The 21,428-nt window shown below is 37.1% G+C and carries 12 protein-coding genes and 1 pseudogene; 9 read left to right on the forward strand and 4 right to left on the reverse strand.

Translation table 11 applies throughout. The annotated features are described in order from the left end of the window. Positions 1-66 precede the first annotated feature (66 nt). The 9 genes and pseudogenes from FVQ77_09325 to FVQ77_09365 all read left to right on the forward strand — a co-directional run bounded on the left by FVQ77_09325 (position 67) and on the right by FVQ77_09365 (position 14,802). Complete coding sequence (locus FVQ77_09325) at positions 67-1,788, forward strand: DEAD/DEAH box helicase (GenBank protein ID MBW8050523.1); 1,722 nt, start codon at positions 67-69, stop codon at positions 1,786-1,788. A 175-nt stretch (positions 1,789-1,963) separates the two neighbouring features. Then, positions 1,964-3,700, forward strand: a complete 1,737-nt coding sequence (locus tag FVQ77_09330; GenBank protein ID MBW8050524.1) for an ABC transporter ATP-binding protein — start codon at positions 1,964-1,966, stop codon at positions 3,698-3,700. Between the two features lie 366 nt (positions 3,701-4,066). Further along, positions 4,067-5,491, forward strand: coding sequence for a site-specific DNA-methyltransferase (locus FVQ77_09335; GenBank protein ID MBW8050525.1), 1,425 nt, complete (start codon positions 4,067-4,069; stop codon positions 5,489-5,491). Then, positions 5,464-6,444 (forward strand): restriction endonuclease, encoded by a 981-nt coding sequence (locus tag FVQ77_09340; GenBank protein ID MBW8050526.1) that lies wholly within the window; start codon positions 5,464-5,466, stop codon positions 6,442-6,444. Before FVQ77_09335 ends, FVQ77_09340 begins: the two co-directional genes overlap by 28 nt. Before the next feature lie 398 nt (positions 6,445-6,842). After that, positions 6,843-9,599, forward strand: a pseudogene (locus FVQ77_09345) (class I SAM-dependent DNA methyltransferase). Between the two features lie 532 nt (positions 9,600-10,131). Then, the gene (locus FVQ77_09350) at positions 10,132-12,801 is read left to right on the forward strand and encodes an AAA family ATPase (protein MBW8050527.1); all 2,670 of its coding nucleotides are present in this window, start codon (positions 10,132-10,134) and stop codon (positions 12,799-12,801) included. A 633-nt stretch (positions 12,802-13,434) separates the two neighbouring features. After that, positions 13,435-13,926: a hypothetical protein gene (locus FVQ77_09355; protein ID MBW8050528.1), complete on the forward strand. Its 492-nt coding sequence runs from the start codon at positions 13,435-13,437 to the stop codon at positions 13,924-13,926. Continuing rightward, positions 13,919-14,359, forward strand: a complete 441-nt coding sequence (locus FVQ77_09360) for a helix-turn-helix transcriptional regulator (protein ID MBW8050529.1) — start codon at positions 13,919-13,921, stop codon at positions 14,357-14,359. Before FVQ77_09355 ends, FVQ77_09360 begins: the two co-directional genes overlap by 8 nt. Further along, on the forward strand, positions 14,356-14,802 hold the full coding sequence (locus FVQ77_09365; protein MBW8050530.1) for a hypothetical protein: 447 nt from the start codon (positions 14,356-14,358) through the stop codon (positions 14,800-14,802). Before FVQ77_09360 ends, FVQ77_09365 begins: the two co-directional genes overlap by 4 nt. Before the next feature lie 419 nt (positions 14,803-15,221). On the opposite strand, the gene FVQ77_09370 is transcribed toward FVQ77_09365, so the two are convergent. The 4 genes from FVQ77_09370 to FVQ77_09385 form a co-directional block, all read right to left on the reverse strand. Next, complete coding sequence (locus FVQ77_09370; GenBank protein MBW8050531.1) at positions 15,222-16,388, reverse strand: tetratricopeptide repeat protein; 1,167 nt, start codon at positions 16,386-16,388, stop codon at positions 15,222-15,224. 21 nt (positions 16,389-16,409) lie between these two features. Beyond that, positions 16,410-17,570, reverse strand: a complete 1,161-nt coding sequence (locus tag FVQ77_09375; GenBank protein ID MBW8050532.1) for a hypothetical protein — start codon at positions 17,568-17,570, stop codon at positions 16,410-16,412. A gap of 108 nt (positions 17,571-17,678) precedes the next feature. Next, entirely contained in the window at positions 17,679-20,597 is a 2,919-nt protein-coding gene (locus tag FVQ77_09380) for an insulinase family protein (GenBank protein ID MBW8050533.1), read from the reverse strand. A gap of 62 nt (positions 20,598-20,659) precedes the next feature. Beyond that, complete coding sequence (locus FVQ77_09385; GenBank protein ID MBW8050534.1) at positions 20,660-21,055, reverse strand: hypothetical protein; 396 nt, start codon at positions 21,053-21,055, stop codon at positions 20,660-20,662. Between the last annotated feature and the right edge of the window lie 373 nt (positions 21,056-21,428).

A 21,428-nucleotide genomic window follows, 5' to 3' on the forward strand; every position in this document is an offset into this window, starting at 1 on the left:
CATATTTTTTAAAACACACCCCTTGCCCCTCTTGATAGAGGGGAATATATGGTGTAGTTTTTAGAGATGCCCAAACATATATTGAATAACTTCAGCAAGCTGGGACTCTCACTTTCGATTATTGAAGTCCTTGATCAACTCGGGTTCGAAAACCCAACTCCCGTACAGGAAAAAGCCATTCCAATTTTATTGGGCAATGATCCAACGGATTTTATTGGGCTTGCACAAACCGGAACAGGAAAAACTGCCGCATTTTGTCTTCCATTAATTGACCTGATCGATATAAACTATAAGGCTACGCAGGCCCTTATTATGGCTCCAACACGTGAGTTGGGACAACAAACAGCTCAGGAGTTAGTTCGTTTTTCTAAAAACAACAAAAACCTCAATGTAGAAGTGGTTTATGGTGGTGCGGCCATTATCAATCAAATAAAAGCGCTTAAAAAACCTACCCAGGTCATAGTGGCCACTCCCGGCCGGTTATTGGATCTGATCAAACGAAAGGTCGTGAAGCTTGAAAGTGTCAGGTATGTAGTGTTAGACGAGGCTGATGAAATGCTCAACATGGGTTTTAAGGATGATATTGATAAAATCCTTTCATACACCCTTAAAGACAGGGTGATCTGGTTGTTTGCTGCAACCATGCCTCCTGAGATTCGAAAGATCATTAAAAAGTACATGGATACACCACAGGAGGTATCCATCAATACACAGGAAAAGATCAACAAGGATATATCTCATAAATATGTGATTACCAAAACAGCCAATAAAATACCTGCACTAAGGCGATTCCTGGACTTGCAACCGGACATGCGGGGCGTCATGTTTTGCCGTACCAAATGGGAAACCCAGAAGATCTCCGATGACCTTGGCAACCTCGGTTATGCGGTAGAGGCCCTTCATGGGGACCTTTCGCAAGCACAAAGGGATGCGGTTATGAAGCGATTCAAGACTCGCTCGATGCAATTGCTCATTGCAACAGATGTAGCTGCACGGGGTATTGATGTCATAGACCTGACGCACGTGCTCCACCACACCCTTCCCGACCAGTTGGATATCTATACCCACCGAAGTGGAAGAACCGCGCGTGCCGGTAAGAAAGGTATTTCGCTTGCTTTTATCAATCCACGCGAAGGAAGGCGGATTGCAGAGCTGGAAAGGAAGATCCAGGTCAGGTTTGAGCGCATTGAAGTACCGGGTATTGAGGAGTTAAAATCCAGCCGCATCAACAACTGGGCAACCCTGATCATCAATACGAAGGTTGATGACCGGGCCGGAGATATATTGCACGACCTTCACGGCCAGTTCGCCCATCTAAGTAAAGAAGATCTACTAAAACGACTGATCACAACCCAATTAGACCATCTGATGATCCATCCTGATGGTTCCCGGAATGCGGAACAGGCAGATCTCAATGAAACGTCCGGAGGATCACCCGGAAAACGCGATAATAGCCGGTTTCATCGCTACTTTGTCAACATAGGATCGATTGATGGGATGACGAAAGCTGATCTTATTCATTTTTTGTCAGACGTTTCGGGCATAGACCGTAAGTTTTTCGGGGAGTTGACCATGCAAAAAAACTGTGCATTTTTAGATGTAGACAAGGCTTACGACAAGGATCTAAGCAGAAGTTTCCAGGGAATTGAAATTGAAGGCCGCAACATTCGTGTAAACAGGGATGATGATGGAAACAGGCGCCCGAAAGCATTTTCGTTTAAGAAAAAGTTCAAAGGCAAGCGCAAAAGCTCAAAACAGGATTTTCATCGTTCGGGAAAAAGAAGATGATATCCTCTGTATATCTCCAGGAATATCAGCTAATTCTTTTCTACTTAGCGGAAAAGATACATAATGAAATAAAGAAACCACGAAACCACTAATTACACGAATTACACTAATTAAGAATTATACTAATTAAATTAGTGTAATTCGTGTAATTAGTGGTTTCAAAGTTTCAAAAGAAATGAGCAAGAATAAAGTAACCATAGGAAGTGTTTTTAAAACGATAGTCTGGCCACGGAGGAAGTTGCTCTTTGTTGGTTTGATATTAATAGTAATTAGTCGTTTGGCTAGTCTCATACTTCCGGGTGCATCAAAATATCTTATGGACGATGTTATTGTTAATAAGGATTTTGATATGCTATATAATATCATATTGTGGGTAGCATCTGCAATAATTATCCAGGCAATAACGTCATTTGCATTAACCCGGTTACTTAGTGTAGAAGCACAACACCTTATAGCTCAACTCAGAGTAAAAGTTCAAAAAAAAGTATTGAACTTACCCATTAACTTCTTTGATAACAGCAAGTCCGGGGAGTTGGTCTCACGAATAATGACAGATGTGGAAGGCGTGCGAAACCTGGTTGGAACAGGATTGGTTCAGATGATTGGCGGTACGTTAACATCTGTGATCTCCTTGTTCCTTTTAATCAAGATCAGTCCGGCCATGACAGCCTATGTGCTTGTTCCGGTCGTTATATTTGGGTTAGTAGCATTAAAGGCATTTGGATTTATTCGTCCGATTTTCCGGGAACGTGGAAAGATCAACGCAGAGGTAACCGGAAGATTAACAGAAACATTAAACGGAATCAGAGTAATAAAAGGGTTTAATGCGGAGAAACAGGAGATCAAAACGTTTGAGGCAGGAGTGGAAAAACTGTTTAATAACGTTAAAAAAAGTTTAACCTCCACAGCGCTGGTTACCAGTTCATCAACATTTTTGTTAGGTCTTGCCTCCACCGGAATCATGGGTATCGGTGGTTATATGATGATCAATGATGACTTAACTTTCGGGGATTTTTTGGCCTTTACTCTTTACCTGGGATTTATGATAGCCCCCATTGTACTAATGAGCAACATTGGGAGTCAATTGACAGAAGGGTTTGCCGGATTAGACAGGACAGAAGAATTGATGAACATGGAATCTGAACATGATGATGCAGAGCGTACTATTGAGCTTGCAGCGCTAAAAGGAGATATACGATTTGAAAATGTATCGTTTGCTTACGAAGAGGCTAAAGAAGTGTTAAATAAAGTCACTATAGATGCTCCGGGTGGTTCGGTTACGGCCCTGGTCGGTTCTTCAGGTTCAGGAAAAAGCACCATAGCCGGTTTGGTTTCTTCCTTTTTGATTCCTAATGAGGGTGTGGTAACTATTGATGGGAATGACCTTGCTCATGTAACCCTTAGTAGTTATAGAAAAAACCTGGGAGTCGTTCTTCAGGATGAATTTCTGTTTGATGGAACTATCCGGGAAAATATCATCTTTCCCCGGCCTGATTCTACAGATGAAGATATACAAGCAGCCGTCAAGGCTGCTTATGTTGATGAATTTACAAATAGGTTTGAAGATGGATTGGAAACGGTAATAGGAGAGAGGGGAGTAAAACTTTCCGGAGGCCAAAGGCAACGAATTGCTATAGCAAGGGCATTATTAGCAGACCCTAAAATTTTGATCTTAGATGAAGCCACCTCAAACTTAGATACGGAAAGTGAAGCTATGATCCAGCAAAGTCTATCAGGGCTAATGAAAGGAAGAACAACTTTTGTAATAGCTCACCGGTTAAGCACCATTCGAAAAGCAGACCAAATCCTTGTTGTTGAACAAGGAGAAATCAAAGAAAGAGGCACTCATGATGAGCTGATTGACCTAAAAGGCAGATACCATGAGTTATTTACCTATCAAGCCAGGATATAAGGCTGGGGAAAATATAAAAACCTGTGCGTGGTCAAAAAGACAATAAATCCGTGCGGATATTTACCGAAGGCGAAGCACAGGGAAGAGACATAACATAAATTATAGCTGACCAAACGAATAACTTGATTATTAACCAGCCTTTTTGTCGTATAATATAATTGCATTATGTTAATATAGCTTAGCTTTGCGCGCAGGGTTTTATTTATTTTTTTTTAGGGGGGAAACCTAAAACCGCTCAAAGAGCGGTTACTCTTTCTTGTTTTTATCTTTCTTACCTCTTTCCACACTTAAGTTTTAGTTTCATTTTGTGAATAAAAAACAAGGAAGTATCTATGCGAATATCTTTTGTTTTTTTAACTTTGTAAGATGCTAAAAGAAGCAGAAATATTTCCCACTGAACGACAAAGACTTTACAACCGATTAGAAGATAGGCTGGAAACTGCCTATCATTTAAATCGTAAGGTAGTAAGTTTTCAAGCTAATAAAGATATACCTATTTATCGTTGGTTTAAATATAAAGAGGGGTTTTCTTCTAGTCTTGTTAAATATTTCCTTTCAGAATATTCATCCAAACCCGGAAAAATATTAGACCCTTTTGCAGGGGTTGGAACAACTTTGTTTGCAGGACAGGAGATGGGCTGGCAATCTTATGGCATTGAACTTTTACCGGTTGGCGCTTTCGTTATGCAGGTCAGAGAAGCCATTAACGGTATTGATAAGGAAAAGCTCAAAAAAAACGTAAAAAATATCTGGACAGATCTAAATAAACTTGACAGCTATGATACACACATCAACCATATTACAATAACTAAAGACGCTTTCCCGGACGATACGGAGCTATTTTTAAATAAGTATTTAACCTTTTGCTCCAGCATAAAGGATGAGAAAATACAAACTATTTTACGATTTACAGCTTTTGCTATGCTTGAAGAGATCAGCTATACAAGAAAAGATGGACAATATTTGCGATGGGATTCCCGCTCAAAAAGAGAACTTTCAGGTAAACCGTTTAACAAAGGAAGAATCTTGACTTTTAAGGAAGCTCTCAATCATAAGCTTAATCAAATTGTCAGTGACTTATCAGCAAACAAAACCAATTTGCTATTTGATTCTTTTGAGAGTAACGGACATCAAAACTTCCCGGTGAACATTACTCATGGTTCATGTCTTGAAGAATTGCCAAAACTTGAAGATAATTATTTTGATTTTATCATTACTTCACCTCCATATTGTAATCGTTATGATTATACCAGGACGTATGCTTTAGAGTTGATTTATCTCGGCTGTGACCACGAATTTGTACGTGACATTAGGCAAACAATGCTCTCTTGTACAGTTGAGAACAAAGAAAAAATTGATTATTTAAATAAATTTTATGAATCAATTCAAAGACCGGGAATTTTTGAAAAGGTACTGAATGTTTACAACAATTCAGAAGCTATGTCAGAAGTTAATTCTGTGCTCGATGAGTTGAATAAACTTGGAAAACTAAATAACAACAACATTCCGAGGATGGTTAAAAACTACTTCCTTGAACTTTGTTTTGTTATCTATGAAATGGCAAGAATAACGAAAAGTGGTGGTTATTGCGTAATGGTAAACGACAATGTTCGCTATGGAGGCGAGGAAATCCCCGTTGACTTAATATTATCGGAGTTTGCGGGAAACTTCGGTTTTAACATCAATAAAATTTTTGTTCTACCCAAAGGCAAAGGCAACAGTAGCCAGCAAATGGGAAATTACGGGCGAACTGAAATACGCAAATGTGTATATCTATGGCAGAAAAAATAATTAATGACAGTTCAATAAATAGTGCAACGGATTTAGTAACATCCAGAGAAAAAACCAGGGCAGGTTTCATATCCCTTGCTTTAGAAAAAAATTATCTGGCTGTTCCCTATATCGAAGAAGCAAAAGCACTTAAAGCATTAGCAGGCAAAGTAAAATATCCAAAAGATTTGTTAGATGTCACTGATCTTGGAACGGGTTTGTTAACAGCTTCCGGTTTGTCCGATAAATCTTTAAATTATCTGACAGAAGAGGATAAGATAACTGCCATTAAAGGATTAATTGAAAAATTTCTTGAGCCGGCAGGTGATAGTTTTGTAGATGAACTCATTTATAGATACTTACTGATCAAAGGTGATGCCTTAGGAGGAAAAGCGAGGAATTTAGCCGGTTCTTTAGGAGAGAGAAAATTTCTTAGGTCATTATTGTCTGTTTTCACTATATCAGGAGTTGAATACTACTGGAAAGATAAAGATTCAAATTCATGGTTAGAAAAGCCAAAGGACGATACAGGAGTGGAGAATAGAATAAAAGGTCTTTGTTGGAATAAAAGAGGAAGAGACAAACTCTTAATTATGAATAAAACTATTCCTGTTGTAGGAAAGAATATTGATCTCTGCATTTTAAATGCCAACATTGAAGAAATTACGAAAGGGAAAGATTCGATTATTCATTTTGGTGAAAAATATATTGCTCTCGGTGAATTAAAAGGGGGTATTGATCCTGCAGGCGCTGATGAGCATTGGAAAACAGCAAATTCAGCGTTAGATAGGATCAGGGAAGGTTTTAATAGCTTTGGGTTAAAACCTAAAATATTCTTTATCGGTGCCGCTATTGAAAACAGTATGGCTTCAGAAATTTATAAGCAATTACAAGATGGAAGCTTAAATAATGCTGCGAATCTCACCAATGATGAACAATTAACCTCTGTTTGCAACTGGATTGTGAACCTATAAAGAGTTCTTGCAGATTTTTTTATTTCTGAGTCGCCTTTTGTCCTATAATATAATTGCATTATGTTAATATAGCTTGGCTCTGCGCGCAGGGTTTTATTTATTTTTTTTAGGGGGGAAACCTAAAACCGCTCGCAGAGCGGTTACTTTTTCTTGTTTTATCTTACTTACCTCTTTCACTTGCCGGCAATAGGTTTTCTGGCGGACTTTTTGTTATGAGCGGTGGCGCAATGATTTGCCCAACTTGTTTGGGCAATTGATTGCATTGCGTGGGTACAAAAAGCATGACAGAAAAACGAACTCTTTTTTCGAGCCATGTAAAGAACCCCTCTTTTTGAGGGGTTTTTTGTTTTACGAATTTGTATTTTTGTAAGTTATATTTTATCTCTGACGTTATGGCTATTAAATTGAATCAAAGAGAAATAAAAAGCAGAGCTATTCATTTTGCTAAAGAATGGGAAGATGTTGAGAATGAAAGAGCTGAAGCACAAAGCTTTTGGAATGATTTCTTTGAGGTTTTTGGTGTTAGCAGGAGAAGATTGGGGACTTATGAAGAACCTGTAAAACGGTTAGGAGATAAACGAGGGTTTATTGATTTGTTCTGGAAAAAACAATTGATTGTTGAGCATAAGAGCAAAGGCGAGGATCTTGACAAAGCTTATACACAAGCTGTTGAATATTTGAATGGTATTGCTGATGAAGATTTACCAAAGTACATACTTGTTTCAGATTTTGACCGTATTCGCTTACATGATCTTGAAGATGATACAGATGTTGAGTTTAATTTAAAGGACTTACATAAGAAAATAGAACTATTTGGATTCATCTCAGGGTATGAGAAACGGGAATATAGAGATGAAGACCCGGTGAATATAAGAGCAGCAGAACTTATGGGTAAGCTGCATGACTCTCTTTATGATAATGGCTATATAGGTCACGAATTAGAAATTTTTCTTGTACGGACTTTATTTTGCTTGTTCGCTGATGATACAGGAATTTTCCAACCCAAAGATCAGTTCACTTTTTTTATTGAAGAACTTACCCGTGAAGATGGGTCTGATTTAGGAGCAAGGTTAAATCATTTATTCCAAATACTTGATACACTTGAAACCAAAAGACAAAAGAATTTAGATGAAACACTTAACTCATTTCCTTATGTGAACGGTGATTTGTTTAAAGAGAATTTGCGCGCACCAGCATTTGACAGTAAGATGCGGAAAATCCTTTTGGATTGTTGCTATTTTGATTGGTCGCAAATTTCTCCCGCTATTTTCGGTTCCATGTTTCAATCAGTAATGGATAAGGGCAAGAGAAAAAATCTTGGAGCGCATTATACTTCTGAGCAAAACATAATGAAAGCTGTTAAAGGTTTGTTTTTAGATGAATTATATGAAGAGTTTGAGAAGATAAAAGGACTGAGAAGGGATAAGAAAAAACAACTGACCGGGTTTCATCGCAAACTTGCTAATCTGAAATTCTTTGACCCTGCCTGTGGTTGCGGAAATTTCTTAATTATCGCTTACCGGGAAATTAGACTGCTTGAAATGCTTGTTTTAAAAGAGATTTTCAAGCTGGAAGGTAAGCATGCAACTGCGGTTTTTGATTTGGAGCATTTAACCCTTATTGATGTTGATGCCTTTTATGGAATTGAGATTGAAGAATTTCCAACCCGGATAGCAGAAACTGCTATGTGGCTTGTTGACCACCAAATGAACATTAAGATGGGCGAAGAATTCGGTGATTATTTTGTGAGATTACCGCTAAAAAAGTCGCCTCATATTATACATGGCAATGCGCTGGATATGGATTGGAACGAAATAGTGAGCAAGGATGAATTGAGCTACATTCTCGGGAATCCACCTTTCATTGCAAAAAAGAACAGGGACACAGCACAGAATGAAGATATGAAACGGGTTTGCTCCGATATTAATAATTACGGGTTGTTGGATTATGTGTGCTGCTGGTATGTGAAAGCGGTGGAATACATTAACGGAACCGGTATAAAGGTTGCTTTTGTTTCTACAAATTCCATTACACAAGGGGAGCAAACAGGTGTATTGTGGCCGTACCTGTTCCGCAAGGGGCTTAAAATTCACTTTGCGCACCGAACTTTCAAGTGGTACAATCAGGCAAAAGGCAAGGCACAGGTTTACGTTGTAATTATCGGGTTTGCATTGTCTGATACGGATAAAAAACTGCTGTACGATTATGAAACACCTTCGTCTGAGGCAATGGAAATGAGAGTTAAGAACATTAATCCTTTTCTGGTGGATTTTGATGATTTGGTGATAGTGAATCGTAGCAAACCGATTTGCGATGTGCCGGATATTGTGTTTGGTAGTATGCCTAATGATGGTGGTAACTTTCTATTTACAGATGATGAAAAGAAAGAGTTTTTGAAAATGGAACTAAATGCTAAACAATACATAAAGCCCCTCATCAGTGCAAAGGAATATTTGAGCGGTGAAAAACGGTGGTGTCTTTGGCTTGATGGTGCTAAGCCAAGCGAATGGCGAAAACTTAAAGAGGTTGTAAAGCGCGTAGATAATGTGAAAAAACTGCGGTCAGAAAGCAAAAGAGAAGCTACAAATAAGCTGGCTGCTTATCCGCATTTGTTTGGAGAAATCAGGCAACCGGTTTCAAACTATATTTTTATACCCCTTACTACTTCTGAGCACAGAAGATTTATCCCGATGGCTTTTTTGACTAAAGATAAAATTGTCAATAACACTTGTAGCGTAATTCCTAATGCTACACTATTTCATTTTGGAGTGCTGATGTCAAGCATGCACATGGCTTGGGTACGTCAAATTTGTGGAAGGATGAAAAGCGATTACAGGTATTCTAACAATCTTGTCTATAACAACTATCCCTAGCCAGAAAAAGTGCCAACACAAAAACGGTCGGGCGTGGAAATGAAGGTAAAGCACCTGCTTAATGTGCGGGAAAAATTCAAAGATCAGTCGCTTGCGGATTTGTATGACCCGGTTGCTATGCCTAAAGAATTGGTAAAGGCGCACCAGCAATTAGACAAGGCGGTTGACCAATGCTACCACAGCAAAGCGTTTGAAAACGAATTGAGCCGGTTGCAGTTTTTGTTTAATCTGTATAAGAAGTACAGGGAGCCGTTGTTGGTGGTGGAAAAGAAAGGAAGTTAAAGGTTGAGGAGGGAAAATGAGGATGAAGGAATTAGAGATACCATATATTAGCAGGCACAGGAAGGTGAAGTTTTTGAGAAGATTTGTTTAGGCAACCAAAGGGATTAGGAGTCGTCTTAATTACTGACTAAAATAAGAATTATGGGAGTAGAAGTAAAAAACTTAAAACGACCTGCTGCAGCGCCAACGTGTGGCTGTTCGAGTTTCCTTAAACATTGGGAAAAAGCTACGCGAGTAGCAGCAGACAAGTGTAGCACGAAAGGTTGTAAAAGAGATGCCGATGTAGGGGCGCATGTGAAGAAGTGCAGCAAGACGTCAAAAGATTCATGGTGGATAGTTCCATTATGCAATAAGTGTAATAGTTCGGCAAATACTGATTGCTTTGAACTAAAGAATAGAGTGAGTTTTATAGGTGCTGGCAAAAAGAAAAGTTGCGGAAAGTAAAAAAATAGAAATAGGAATCAATATCTTACAAGTCTACCGAAGAATGTCTGCGGATACGGTCCTTTTTCGGTGTTAAATATGAGTAATAATGAGTGAAATAATTGAAGTAGCAGCAGAGGCCGTTGAGGAGCCGCAACAGAATCCCATTATCCAATGGGCGGAATCAAGACCTTATTGGGAAAAATATATCTGGAAGAAGTGCTTGGAAAACGGTGATTTAACGGATACTGAACTGGGTGAGGCCTTTAAGTATTTCAAGATGGAATATGACTTGGCTGAACAAGAGGATTTGCCGGAATTAAGCCTTAACGGATTGGTGCCTCCTGAAGATGCAGAAATGGATGTTATCCACTTGAAGGAAGTAAAGAACTGTGAAAACGTCAATGCCATACCAAACGACCAGTGCTTGCAGTTCGGTAAGCAATTGACATTGGTTTGGGGCGGGAACGGTAGTGGAAAGTCAGGATATGGCAGGCTAATGGCAAATGCATGTTTTTCGAGAGGTAAGCGTATAATTCATCCGAACCTTAAAGAGGAAAATGTCTCTACTGAACCTGCAACAGCTGATATAGTGATAGATGATGGTACCGAGGACGGGAACACCGTACAGTATGTAGATAACGGGGCAAGCGCAGGGGACTTGAAGCGGTTTGCTGTATTTGACAAAGAGAGTGTCCCTATTCGGCTTGATAGGTCCAACTCAGTACATTTTACTCCTGGTCAACTCGTGGTGTTTGACCATGTTAATTCATACATATATGCTATCGAGGAAAAGCTAAAGACAGAGAGAGATGCTCTTAAAAAAGAGAATCCCGTGGAGAACTCATTTGCAGATACCACCAGCATTGTATCCAAATTGTTGCTTGACTTAACAGCGGAGGTTACAGTTGAACAAATAAAGGAGTTGACGGCCTTTCCTGAAGATGGCGATGAACAGATTGCAAAACTCAAAGAGGAGCGCGAAGCATTGAGGAAACTTGATGTACCAGCGAAGAAAAAGACCTTCGCAGAGGAACAGCAAACGCTGACAAGGTATAAGCAAGCACTAGAGACGGTGTGGAAGCATCTTACTGATGAGAATGTAGCGGTAGTAAACGGACTCGTCAAGGAGGTTATTGATAAGAATACGCTGGTAGAGAAGTTGGGTGTCGATAAGTTCGATGATGGAATATTTGAAACCACTGGTTCGGAGAATTGGAAAGGTCTGCTTGTTGCTGCGAAGAAGTTATACGAAGCGGAACAGGTGAAAGCCGATGACAATGAACTTGAGCACTGTTTGCTGTGCCACCAAGAGCTCACAGACAAGGAGAAACAACTGTTTAAGGATTATTGGGCATTCTTGGGAAGTACAGCAGAGGCAGAGTTGAGAAACGCATTAGGAAAACTCACGGAACTTCAACAAGTGTTGCAAACCCTTCGATTGAAGCTACCTGAAACAAATGATGAGCAACCTGCAATAAAAATACTGTTGGAAACGGAAGATGCATTTGTTTCTGAGGTAAGAACTGGAATAGAAAAGCTGGGCGAAATATTTAAAAGTTGGGATGACGAGATTGGGAAACTAGAACCTATAAGCAATGAACATGGACCGGAGCTAAATTTGGAGACTATTGACAATCTGGTTGCAGCCAAAAAGGACGAAGAAGGAAAGTTGAAAGACCCAACTGATGACATTGAAAAACTGAAAGGGAAAATCGTGGAGTTGCAGCATAAGAAGATAACCCTCAAAATACAGGAGCAAATACTGCAATATGCTGCTTGGTTATCATGGAATGACAAGGCAAGTGCTACAAAAATTCCAAAAGCGATGTACACTGGCACAAGAACGGAGTTCTTTAATCAAATTGTTACCGAAGAATTTACGAGAATATTTAACAAAGAATGCAAGAACCTGGATAGTGAGGTTGGTCTTGAGATTGAATCGCACGGTGAACATGGAGATACGGTTATTGGTTTGCAATTGGGATTCGCTAAAAACGTCAAACCAACAGAAGTGTTAAGCGAAGGTGAACAAAAAGTATGTGCTCTTGCTGACTTTCTGAGTGAAGTGCAGTTGGATAAAAACAACTGTGGAATTATTTTCGATGACCCAGTTACCTCTTTGGACCATGATAGGAAAGATGTAATTGCTGAACGGTTGGTAAAAGAAGCCAAGAAACGGCAAGTAATAATCTTAACCCATGACATCGTTTTTATGAGCATGCTTGCTCGACATGCAGTCGAGAACTCCGTGGAGTTTTTCGGACATTGGATTAAGAAACTGCTGGATGGGACGCCTGGAGTTATTGAGCATCACCGGAATCCTAAGTTGTCCAATTTGGTAAGTTTGAAGAAGGATGCTGATGAGGCAGTCGAAGGATATACTGAATTAGGAGAAAAAGAAAAGGAGAAGGCATTAGGTGTTTCACTTGACTATTTGAGAAGTGCTTGTGAAGCAATGGTTAGAGAAATATTATTCGCTGGCGCGATGAAAAGATATGATGACCATATTCGCGTGCAAAATATAGAAGAAATGCCATTCGATAAGGAGCTCGCATTGCAGCTTGTAAGTTTGCACGGCAATATTTCTGAGCAAGCTTTGATGCATGACAGGAGTGATGAAGTGCGCGGAAAACTCCCTGGAATGGAAGAATGGAACAAAATTCGGAAAGAGTTTGAAGAATTGGAGCGTAAACCAAAAGCTGTTAGAAAAGAAGCGCGAAAAGAAAGAGAGGAACGTGGAAAGAAATTAGCCGAAGAAAGTCAAGGATGGCTATAATGCAATAGCGGAAGGAAAGTTCCAAAATAGCGAAACCGCTAATAAGCCGCTGGCTGTGCGTTGGGCAGCAGGTTTTTCCATTTCTAAGTCGCTTTTGCCCTAAATGTTTTTTTTCAAATTTAATACTCCGAATGGTTGTTGTTTGATAGAGGTATTAAACTGCAATAAACGGTTAATAACACGTGAAAAAAACATTTAGTTTATAGGCAAACAGGCGAAGAAATGGGATAAAAAAACCTGTATATTTATGCCGTAATTGATTTTTAAGTGTTTATTGAATGGAAACGATAATTAAATACGCAGAATACCTTGTTAAGCTGGAATTCCTGCCTACGTTTTACTTCGGCAGGCAGGTATGAAAGCCCGGTACGAGGTTTTCGTAAATGAAAGCGGGGGTAGGGGAGTGGACTTTATAATAAGGGCCAAATCAGGAAATAACATTTGAAAATTGTATTTTTGTAATATGGATAATACAATAATATATTAGATTGGGTACGGCAATAAGAATATTAACGATTTTATAAATGAAATGAAGGAACAAGAGGAGATATTAACTAAAAGTAAATAACATCCGATTTTTTACGATTTTCACTTTAAAGTAAAATGTATTATCTTTGCAAATCCTATGGGTAGATGAAATATAAGCTGGTAAAATTGAGTAATTTCAGTGGAGAAGAGGCTTCTATATACTCTGTTTACATGGAGGACTTGAAGAAAACATTATTTGATGTATTTTTGGAAGAAAACAAAAATTCATTTAAAAGTGAACTAAAAGACATTTTACAACGTATTAAAGTCATTGGAAGCAAAACCGGAGCAAGAGAACAATTTTTTAAACTGAATGAAGGCAAACCTGGGGATGGTGTTTGTGCTTTATATGATGATGACAGGAACCTACGTTTATATTGTATCAGATATGCTAAACAGCTTGTAATAATAGGTGGTGGTGGCGAAAAATCAGTTCAGGTATTACAAGACGATGAAAAACTAAAAGAAGAAAACTATTTATTAAGAGAAATATCAAAAATAATAACTGAAAGAATTAAAGAAGGTGAAATAAATTACACAAATGACTATAGGGATTTTGAAGGAAATTTAGAATTTAACACCGAAGATTATGAATAAAGCAGAAACATATACAAGCAAAATCTCAGAAGATTTTCTACAGGAACTTACACCGGAAGAAGCAGATAAAATTGAAAAAAGGATGCTGCTTGCAGCCAAAATTGATGATTCCTTAAAATCAAAGGGCTGGAAGCAGAAAGACCTTGCTGAATCTTTAAATAAACAGCCCTCTGAAATCACAAAATGGTTAAGTGGTACACATAACTTCACAACTGACACTCTTTGGGATATTGAACGTGTTTTAGGTATTGAATTGGTTCGTCTTGAAGAAAAGCCTCAAGAGCAAGTCATTTTATTTCATTTATCCATCAGTGAAGATGCTGAAATTAAAGACCCCTTTGATTATGGGCAGCTTTATTATGGAAGCCTGCTTAGTACAGGACAAAAGAAAATAATAAGGCAATATGAACCTTTAATATCCTATCAGGCATGACAAAAGGGAAGACCAAGAAAAAGCAAGAAATTTCCTTTCAGATAAAAGGGGTGGAACTGTTAGATGCTACGATTAACCAACCCAAAAAACAACTACCGGAAAAAATTACTTTTCATTTCGATATTTCCATTGAACTCAGAATTAATTTTGATAAAAAGTCTGTTTTCGTAGTCACATCCATTAAAGTATCGGATAAAAATGACAAAGAAACCCAACTTGGAGCTATAACAACCAGTTGTAATTTTGAAGTTACCAATTTTGATAAATTTATAGATAAAGAAAAAAAACAAGTATCATTCCCGGATGAAATAATTTTCATGTTGAACTCAATAGCCATATCCACTACGAGAGGTATAATGTTCTCTCAATTCAAAGGCACATTCTTACATACTGCATATTTGCCAATAATTGACCCAAAATCCTTTAAGCAAAAGCAAAGGTAATGCAAACCTGTCGGCAGGCAGGCAGGCAGGCAGGCTGACCGAAGGGAGTTTGCAATTACTTTTGCGCTGTAAACAGATAAATACAATAAAAATGGCCTTTTGAAAATTGGCGTTAAGAAATTGCCGGAGTGTAGCGTTAAGAAAAATTCGGAGAAGCACAGCGGCTTGAATTTTTTAGTGTAACGCAGGCAATTTTAGCTAATTTTCAAACAGCCTTGATTTTTTGGTTCTTTTGCAAATAAAGACATACAGTTAAATAACCACTAAACCTCAAATGCACCCTTTTGTCTTATAATTTATATTATGTTAAATTACATATTGAACACCTCGTACTTGATACCTAACACAAAAAAAGCGAAACCCCTACTCTACTGGTTCCGCTTTTTATAAAAAAAATATCCAATATAGCCCTTGAAAATTTAATTCCCTGCATTTTTCAGCGCTTGATCTATCCTCATCTCATCAGACTTCATGTTCAAAGAATTGTATATCATCTTTAGATTATTAAGCGTAGTTTTATCTTTAGGATCAATATTATGCGATTTTTCAAAGTATGGAATTGATTGCTTAAAATATCCATTCGCCTTGTTTTCTAATTGCATACCCTCTCTTTGGTATTGAGCAAGGTCCATGTCCATGGTTTTTTCGTATATTTCAGCTCCTTTATTGTAAAACATCACCGCAAGGCTATAATTGGCATCAAGGTCGTTTGGTTTAATATTTATAGCTTTTTTATAATATTCAATTGCTTTATTAGTTTCTCCTTTCGTATCGTAAAAGGATGCCAGGTTGATCAGAAAATCTGTGTTTGTAGGCTCTTTCTGTACGAGTTTCTCCAGATTCATGATCGCTTCATCAATTTTGCCGGTTACCTGGTACAGGTGGGCTTCTGCAGCCATCAGATCACCGTTATCAGGCTGCGAAACCCTTCCCTCTTTGATGATTTGCAGAGCCTTTTCGTTGTCATTATCAGCATTTTCAAAAATACGCGCTAAATTTATATATACATCAGCGCCTTTATAGTTGATATTGTCCTTTAGATGGATATAAAAACTTTTAGCTTTTTTATAATCTTTAAGTTCCTCTGCGGCGTAAGCGCCATAGAGATATGCGTTTGTATCTTTTGGGTTAATTTTTTGCGCCAGTATAAATGATATCAGGGCTTTTGAATAATCTGCATTCTGATATTGTGCAGCTCCCACATAAACTGCATTTTTCGCAAGGTTGATCAAATGATCTTTAGAATTTTCTGCATAATCACCTCCGGATCCGTCTAATTCAATAGATTTTTTATAAGCTTGAAGTGCTATTTCTCCCGGGTTATCAGCCAGGTTTTTATATGCCGGATTTTCAGAGGTATAAATATCCATATAGATATCGCCTTTATAAAACCATGTCTTAGCTTTTGATGATGTTTTTTCATGTACACATGCCTCATCTATTGCAGATTTTGCCTTGTCTAATTCACCATCTTTAAAGTATAAAATGGCAATTGTAACTGTGCTTTGCTGGGCAAACAACAAAAAAGAGCTAATGCAAAAAATGAAGATGGTGGTTAATTTTTTTGTATTCATAATATAAATCATTAATTGAGTTTTAGAGGCGCCCTATTGTTTAAGTAATTCATCTATTCTTTTTTCGTCTTCTTTTCTTCGTAGCTGATTATAGATAGTTTTAAGGTTTTGCAAAATTGATTTATCATCCTGTTTTATTTTATATAACTTTTCAAAATATGGTATTGACTTTTCATAATATTCTTTCCACTGTGCTTCTAATTGTTTACCTCTTTTTTGATACTGCTGTAAATCCATAGCATTTACTTTATTTTTGATTTTAAAACCATTGTTATAATACATTACACCGATGTTATAATTAGCATCATAATTAAGTGGGTCAATTTCTATAACTTTTTTATAATCAGCTTCAGCATTTGATATTTCGTTAATTTTTTCGTAAACTTTTGCTCTGTGAATATATATTAATGCATATTCAGGGTTAGCTTTTATTGCATCAGTAAGCTTTTTCAATAGTACGTCAACTTTTCCGATCGTCATATAATGGTTCAATTCAGCATTGATCAATAATTTATCCTCTTCAAATTTCTTCCTCCCCTGCTCTATGTATTTCAGAGCATTGGCGGTGTCTTTCTCAGCCATATAAATTTCGCTCATTGCAATATATATGTCAGGATCATTATAATTAAGATCCATCAATTTTTGGAGGTAAAATTTGGTTTTTTCAAAATCTTTTAATTCCTGTGTGCACAGATATGAATTATAACATATTGTTTGAGTTGAAACGTTGTTGCGTTTTAAATCGTTTTCTGTATCATAAGGCACAACTTCAAGTATAAGTTTGTATAGCTCCAGCGCTTTTGTATAGTTTTTATTTTGTTGTGCTGATACGGCTTTATTATAAGCATGTAAAGAAGCGTACTTGATCAGTTCAGCTTTTGTTTTTTTTGTGTATTTTTTCTTCACATCGGTTTCTAAGCATTTTATGTAGCTTCTGATTGATTTCTCAATCGCTTCATCATCCAGGTTTTTCTCTTTATATTGATGTACTTCAAGGTATGTATAGCCTCTGTAATACCACATTCTTGGGTCATTAGAGGTTGTGGGATGCTCGTAAGCAATATCAATATATTTTTTTGCATCCTCCCAATTTTTTTCTTTGATAGAAAGATATGTATTTTCAACATTTAGCTTTTGCGCATAATTGATTGTTGATATTAAAAGCAGCAATGTTAATGTTTTTATTTTTTTCATCAGTTGTATATTTATTATAGGGCATCTCTAAAAACTACACCATATATTCCCCTCTATCAAGAGGGGCAAGGGGTGTGTTTTAAAAAATATGTAGTTTTTAGAGATGCCCTATAGATTGTCAATATCCAGCACTTTTATTTTACCATAATCCAAATCTTTGATCCTGTGTTTGATTAAATATTGATCACCTACCAACATAATGATCATTTTATCGGGTTGAAGGTACTTTTTTGCAAGGGCATTGATCTCATCTTTTGTTATGCTATTTAAAATTTTGTTCTGTTGATCCAGATAATCATCAGGCAGATCATGCTCTAATATTTCTAATAAGAAAAAGGCTTTATCAAAAATTGTTTCATAATCTAAAACCTGGCTATTTAACAGAGAATTTTTTGTAAATTCAAGCTCCTCATCAGTTATACCTTCATCTACGTATTTATGTAGTTCATTCATAATTTCTATAACAGTCCGTTTTGTAGCACGAAATTTCACGCTGGTAGATACAGCAAAAGGGCCTGTATAATTTGAGCCTGAAAAATACGATCTTGCACCATAAGTAAAACCTTTTTTTTCTCTGAGATTCAAATTCAACCTGCTATTAAAAGAGCCTCCTAAAGCAAAATTCATGAGCTTGCATTTATAATAATCTCCCGCAAAATCATAGGGTAAAGATAAATAACCAATGCGGACCTGGGTTTGTTTAGTTACTTCCTTATGGATAAGGTATATCTGATTTTGTTCTGAAACCGGGAAGTCTTCTTTTTTAAATTCCGGAACGGCAACTTTTTTAGCCTTCCAGCTTTTCAGAAAATCAAGCTTTGGCATAATTTCTTCCTGGGATATATCGCCCACAATAACCAATTTTGTAACAGAAGGTGAATAATAGTTTTCGTAAAACTCGTTGATATCATTTAATGTAATTAATGCTACAGATTTAGAAGTACCTGTATAAAAAGAACCCAAAATGGTTTTGCCGTATAATAATTTATTAAAAGATTTAAATGCTGTAAGGCCTGCACTATACTTTTGATTTCTAATACTTTCTTTAAGCTGTTTCTTTTCCCTTTTAAAATCTTTGGGAGTAAAATTAGGGCTGAGCAGCTTTTCTTCCAGCAGCTTTAATGTTTCATCTATATTTTTGGTGAGTGATTCAATAAATATGGTAGTGTTATCTGTTCCTGCAAAAAATGAAATATCACTGCCTAATCTGTCAAGCGCTGCGCTGAATTGCTCAGAGGTATAGTTTTGGGTTGCTTCTCCCATCATTATTGCGGTAAAATTTGCTCCCCCTTGTTTAGTACCTTTGCCTGCTTCCAGTAAATGCCCGCCTTCAATTTCCATGATCATGTTAATTTTTGGTATCTCAGACGTTTTTGTACCTATGATCTTTAATCCGTTATCAAAATTTACTTTATAATATTCAGGAATTACGGGAACTTTTGATTCACCTGCTTTTGGTTTTGTACTCCTGTCAAAATTATCAACCGGAGGTTCATATTTCAAGGTAACAAAGAGAGGGTCTTCTTTAGATTTTACATCTTTATAGGGATTAATGCTTTTTTTCTCAAATTTTTTCCTTTCTTCACCTGGTTTAGGAGGTTTAGGGGGTAGTATGTTAACAATTGCTGCATTTTTGTTTTTAATGTATTTATTGAATACCCTTAAAACATCTTCTTTGGTTACTTTTTCGTACCTGTTTATCTCTTCATTCATATTATATGATTTTTTATCATACATATGCCATTGTGTGAGAAAAAATGATTTATTCAGAATGCTTTGTAAACCGCTAATTAAACCAGAGGTATAAATAGATTTTGCCCTGAGCAATTCATCATCTGTGATGCCTTTTTTGTCAAAATCATCTATTGTTTTCTTCATAAGCTGCTCAACTTCATTAAGGGAAAGAGCGCCTTCCATCCTTGGATTATATGCCGTAACATACAACCAAAATTCACCTGATAATTCCTTGCTATTATTAAATATAAATGCGTTAGTCGCTTTTTCTGAATCTACAAAATTTTTATAAAGTAAAGAACTTTTACCACCACCCATTATTTCACTAAGCAATTCTAATGCAGGTTCATCGCGATGATATGAAGGCGCTGTTGGAAAAACCATCAAGGTTCTGGGCATAAAAATTTCGTCAATGGAATTTGCATATTTGTCAACAGGTATTCTGGGAACATTAGGCATTTGCTTTTCAACCTCTGGCCCTCTTTTTATAGGGCCAAAATATTTTTCTGTTAATTTCAGCACTTCTTTTGGATCAATATCTCCGGCAACGTTCAATATCGCGTTGTTGGGACCATACCATCGTAAAAAGAACTTTTTTACATCGTCAAGTTCAGCTCTGTCCAGGTCATCAACATATCCGATCACAGGCCAGCTATAAGGATGGCCGGCAGGATATAATGTTTGACCTAAAATTTCCCACTGCAGCCCGTAAGGCGGATCCAATTGATTTTGTTGCTTTTCATTCTTTACCGTTGATCTCTGGATCTCAAATTTTTCCTTTGTCAGAGAATCCAGCAGTAAACCCATCCTGTCTGCCTCTAACCATAAAGCCGTTTCAAGCTGATTGCCCGGAATCATCTCAAAATAAACCGTCATGTCATCTGTTGTAAATCCATTGTTAGCTCCTCCGGATTCCGATACAATCTTAAAATGCTCATCATCTGCAACGTTTTTTGAACCCTGAAACATCATGTGTTCAAAAAAATGAGCAAAACCAGACTTTCCTGGTACCTCCCTTGCCGAACCTACATGATATGTGATCTGTACGAGCGCTATCGGATCAGAATGATCTTCGTGCATGATCAATGTAAGACCATTTGGTAATTGCCACTTTTCGTAAGAAATTTTTATTTCTCCCGGATCCGCTTCTACTTTCTCAATAAGCTGAGATTTCGTAATATCTCCCGATGTTGTCTGGCTAAAAAGTAACGTAATTGAACATAGGGAAAAAATAATGATTGCTGCAAAAGAAACAATGATCTTGTACAACTGGCTGATTTGTAATTTGTTCATAATGTTTAGTTCTGGTTACTGGTAACTGGTTACTGGTTACTGGTTTCTGGTTACTATTCCCTTTATTTCCTTATTCCCTGTATTCCCTTTATTTCCTTCCTAAATAAGATCAATGCAATTCCTCCAAATAAAATTCCAAACCCCCAAAGCATAAAGGTTTGATTAGAATCAATTCTTTTTTCTATTTGTTGAAAACGTTGATCAATTCGTTTTTCCATTTGTTCAAAACGTTGATCAATTCGTTTTTCCATTTGTTGTAAACGTTGATTAAATAGTTTTTCCATTTGCTCCATTGTTACCATTAACTTTTCCATCGTTATTCTTAACTCTACCATCGTATTTCCTAATTCTTCCATCTTTTCTCTATCTTTTTGAGTAAACTCATTTTGAGCAAAAACAATATTGAAGGAGAGTATAGATATGATAATTATCAAACTACTTTTTACCAACTTTTTCATCAACAAATAATTTTTTAATAATACACTATCCATCGTAAATTGAATTTGCAAACTTAAGATTGTTAAATGAAATAGACAAATTTTTTATCTTATTTTTTCTTATTCTTTTTACCCTTCTTTTGCTTCTCCTTGGGCCCTATATCTTTTATCTCCTTTGTTTCCTCTATATCCTTTATTTTCTCTATCCCCTCTTCCTCCTCAATTTCTTTTATTTCCTCTATATCCTCTATTCCCTCTTTACCGGGTGGGAAAAGGGATGGCAAAGTCCCCCCTTCGGGGGGATTTAGGGGGGCTGACTCCCCTTTAACTTCCTCTATTTTAGCAACGGAAGTTATTTCGTCATCTTCATTTAATCTTATCAGCTTCACGCCCT

The sequence above is a fragment of the Cytophagales bacterium genome, assembly GCA_019456305.1.
Classification (GTDB): Bacteria; Bacteroidota; Bacteroidia; order Cytophagales; family VRUD01; genus VRUD01.